Source organism: Bacillus sp. CDB3, from assembly GCF_002081505.1.
GTDB classification, from domain to species: Bacteria; Bacillota; Bacilli; order Bacillales; family Bacillaceae_G; genus Bacillus_A; species Bacillus_A cereus_AT.
The window spans coordinates 1-4225 of sequence record NZ_ALBR01000147.1 but is presented as its reverse complement, the minus strand read 5'-3'; the positions used below and the strand labels follow the sequence as shown (position 1 = coordinate 4225).

Sequence of the window (4225 nt, the reverse complement as noted above, 5' to 3'; positions counted from 1 at the left end):
GGACTTTTTTTAATATTAATAGGGGGTATGACTCGCATACTTCTGAAGTGTAACAGGGTTTTAGTTATTTTGGAGTTGAAAAATAAAAATGTTGGATAAGCATCAGGGGTGTTCTTCTTAAAAAAAATAGCGAAATTTTAGGAGATATAACGAGGCTTGGCGAGGAAAACAAGCATGGCGGAAGTAAAAAGTTTGTTTTTTAGCGAGGCGTAGGGAAGCGTGTTAGAAAAGAGTAAAGTATGTTGTAGTGTGTTGGTATTTGTTTTGGGGTATGATGTGTCGGGAATATCGAAAACGGTTTGCTACTAGTAACATTCGTTTTAAGGCTTATATACGTTCTTTATAGAATTGTTAAGTGATTGATAATATAAAATACTTAAAAAGATAAAAACCTCTTATATCAAGCCTAAAGTGGTTTAAACAACAAACACCTGATTCCGACATGTTTTTTTAACATGTTTGGAATCAGGTGTTTTGTATGTCGTGCTATATGCTTGTTGTGAAGATGTTGATGGTTTGCCCTCACAACCAAAAACAATCGAACACTTTCAGAAAAAAAGACTTGAACTATCACCCTTTGTTCTATGTCATAACATAGGGAAATTAAGTTATGACATAGGTGATTGTATCACAAATAACTCTAGCGGGAATGGCGGATATGAAAGATTGTCCTGTTATCCTATTTTAAGGCGCCTGCTAGGTCGGTATAGAGTTTTTAAAGTGATTGCAATATAAAAAGACTGTAAACGAATAAAACCATCCAAAAAGGACGATAGGCACCTTAAAATGATCGTTGTGTTTTTGACCGTATATAGCCATTAGCTGGTAAAGGGGAGAAGTTCTTGCGGTGGTTACGTTGTCCCCTGAGTGGTGGCAGTACATTCGTGTGGTCAAATGGTAGCGGAACCGTAGGTGAGCATAAGGAATTGACCACTCCACAAGCCCAGTACCCTCTTGTTCCTTCCAAAACAGCCGTTTTGGGGGTGCCTACCGGCGAGGGAGTCCCCTTTTTGATAAAAGGGGGTTGGGGGATTAGAAAAGAGTGAAATTATATTGTGGAATTTGAGTTTGAGAAAGAGAAAAAATTGAGTTAAAAATGGGGAGAAGCGTAAAAAAAAAGGGTTGCCCCCTACAAGATAATATTTTGTAGGGGGCAACCCTTTTGAGTAAGGAGTTATATAGATTGTTGGGAAGAAACAGAAAGCTACTCACATTGCATCCCGTATTCTGTAAAGCTAGGTGGTTTTACAATGAAAAGATATGTCACAGAAAGGTAGTATGAGTACAGAATGGTAAAACAATCAAATTTGCAGAAAAAATATTCAAGAGAGACGAACCCTCTCTCATTTGTTTTAAGCCACCTATAAGCTCGAATAACAAGCTTGAAAATCCTTTTAATATAAAAACATAACAAATAAACAAAACCTCTCAAAAGGGGCGTTAGATACCTTAAATAGCAAATGACTGATCGCGGTGTGTTTTTTACGTTCGGAATCAGTTGTTTATTGTTTTTGTATTATGTGTTTGCTGTGCAATTGTTGGTGTTTTGTTCTTTTAACCATATGAGAGATGGATGAATGAATAAGAGAAGCTTTAACTAGTGTTCCGTCTTTGAAGAATTATTTGAAATATGTGGGAGGTCTGGATGTGGAATTTGGGTTTAGAAAAAAGAGCTAAAAAAGGGGGCTAAAAAAGCTCTGTTTTTTGATGTTTTTCGACCGGTTTTTTTGGTCGTTTTTAAGAGCAAAATTTAGCCGTTTTTTTGGGCTAAATTTTCTATCTTGATACATAGGTAACTATTTCGGTGACGAAATCGGTGCCTATGTATGTCTTTAAATCTTGTGGTTACTGGGTTTTTAACAAAAAAAAACTTGCTTTTTCCGGCGGATAATTTTATTGTTTTTAGTATCCAGCTAATAACAATAAAATTCCACGGAAGGAGCAAGTCTTTTGCAAAGGGTTTTTGGCACCCTTTTGTATGGCGAATTTGGATTCACTATACACATGTCTGGGACTAATATATCAAATATGATAAATAGAAAGCAAGATGTAATTACTAGTAAGTATTTACTGAAGAAGAAACAGAATCTAAAAATCTATGAATTTATTGAAAACAAATTGAGTGAAGGTGGGCGTGAATTGTTTAAAGATTGTAGTACGTTTAATCAATTTATTGCTACGAAAGATAAAGAGAAAATGAAGCGAACAAAGGGGAATGACTGTAAAAATCGATTCTGTCCGATTTGTGCTTGGAGAAAAGCGTGTAAAGATGCGATGAAGATAGCTACCATGATGGAAGCTATTAAATGTGAAGAAAAGAAAGAGTTTTTGTTTCTTACTTTGACTACACCAAATATTAAAGATGATGCAGTAAGAAGTGAAATTGATAGATTTAATAAGGCTTTTAAGAAGCTTTTTGATAGAGCGAAAGTGAAGAAATCAATCAAAGGTTATATTCGAAAATTAGAAATGACTTATAACAAAGAGCGTGGAGATTATAATCCGCATTTTCATGTGTTGCTTTGTGTAGATAAAAATTATTTTAAACGTAAAGAACTTTATATTAAGCAAAAAGAATGGCTTTCGATGTGGCAAGAAGCTACGGATTCATTAGAGATAACGCAAGTACATATTCAGAAAGTGGAATTGATTCGAGAAGGAAATGCAGTGAGTGAGATCGCGAAGTATTCGGCAAAGGATTATGAGATGTCGGTGAGTCGAGAAGTATTTGATGTGTTTTATTCCGCATTAAAAGGTCGTCAGTTGATTGTATATGGCGGGATGTTTAAAGAATATGCCTTGAAGTATGAAAATGATGAATTGGATGAGTATAAAACGAAAGATAAGAACGAATATTTTTATAAAATAATAGCAAGATGGAACTCGGATTTATTGAAGTTTCATCAGGAGTGTGTGGAGTTAACAGAAGCAGAACAATTGCAATATAACGGTAGTTTGCAAGAAGAAATTGAGTTAGAAGAATGAGAAAAAAGGTAGCATCTATCATGAGGATGCTACCTTTTTTTATTGGAATTATTATTCTATAAAAATAAAATTCACGAACATAATCTTAGTTTAAGGGCGAAATTAAAATAGCAAGATACTTCGCCCTTATGCTATTGGTATTCTCACTAATTGGTTTGTATTACCAATTAGTGAGAATACTTTTATTATCAAATTTTTTACACTTTGGTATGTTTATCCCTTCCCACTTTCTATATAAGTAACTAAAAGTTCTGCAAGGAACGGGTAGTATTTTTGAAGAAACCATTCAAAAATCTCCACCCTCCACATCAAAAAGTCGGTTCGTTTATCCTCACCTTAAGGCTAACGCCTTTTCTTTTTGACGTAGTCCTTGCAAAACTTTTTTTGGCTCGTGCGCTTTTTTCGCCAAGCCGACAGACAAAAAGCAAAGCAATGGTTCTCGACTTGGACTAGCAAGTATACGAGCCAAACCGTTTAGATCATTCGTTCTAAAATAGTTCTTATTCAAAAATATGGTACGTACTATGTGGGGTTTTGCCCCCACACGACGAGCCTGCACTCTAGCCAAAAAGCAAAAAATGATCAAAAACCATTTGGGGAACAGTAGATCTGCTTCTGATAAATAGGACACTAACTGAAGAATTTGATTAATCAAATTTATAAGTGATTAAGGATTTTATTAATAAAATCTAAAATCGCCTGTACGATGTCCATAGGGATCACCTCCTTTCAGTTCAGTAATTCTCATTTCTGGATTTTAATTTTTTAAAACCATGGATATCGATAGTGTTTTTATCCTCAGTATGAGACCATTGTTGAGGTTTTCTCAAGACATTCATTTAATATTAAAAATAGCTGTATCACTAATAAGTACAGTAGTACGCGTTAAAAACAAATGTTTACAAAATATAAAACAATTCTAATTTTTTTACATCGTATGGATTACATGAATTAGTGTTACTTTTTTATTTCTAAAATGTTGAAAAAAAAACAACACTTTCTTAAATTAATAAACTATCTAACCGAACTGTCTTTAGCCCATGTTCGGATTATGGGGGTAGGGCAAGCTATGGGAGTGTGATCACACTCCCCAAAAACGTTGTTTTTGACTTGCTAGGAAGTTTCCTAGCACCTTTACCGTTTTTTAACCTCAAAAATTACATTTTTCGTTTGAAAAACGGTTGTCGCTTTGCTCGATAGTAAGAAATTCGCATTAAAAAAAGTCCGTTACAAAATAACG

At 34.6% G+C, this 4225-nt stretch carries 1 protein-coding gene; it reads left to right on the top strand.

Annotated features, from left to right (window positions below):
- Positions 1 to 2028: 2028 nt before the first annotated feature.
- The gene (locus CDB3_RS31490) at positions 2029 to 2985 is read left to right on the top strand and encodes a protein rep (RefSeq protein ID WP_128857201.1); all 957 of its coding nucleotides are present in this window, start codon (positions 2029 to 2031) and stop codon (positions 2983 to 2985) included.
- Positions 2986 to 4225: the final 1240 nt, after the last annotated feature.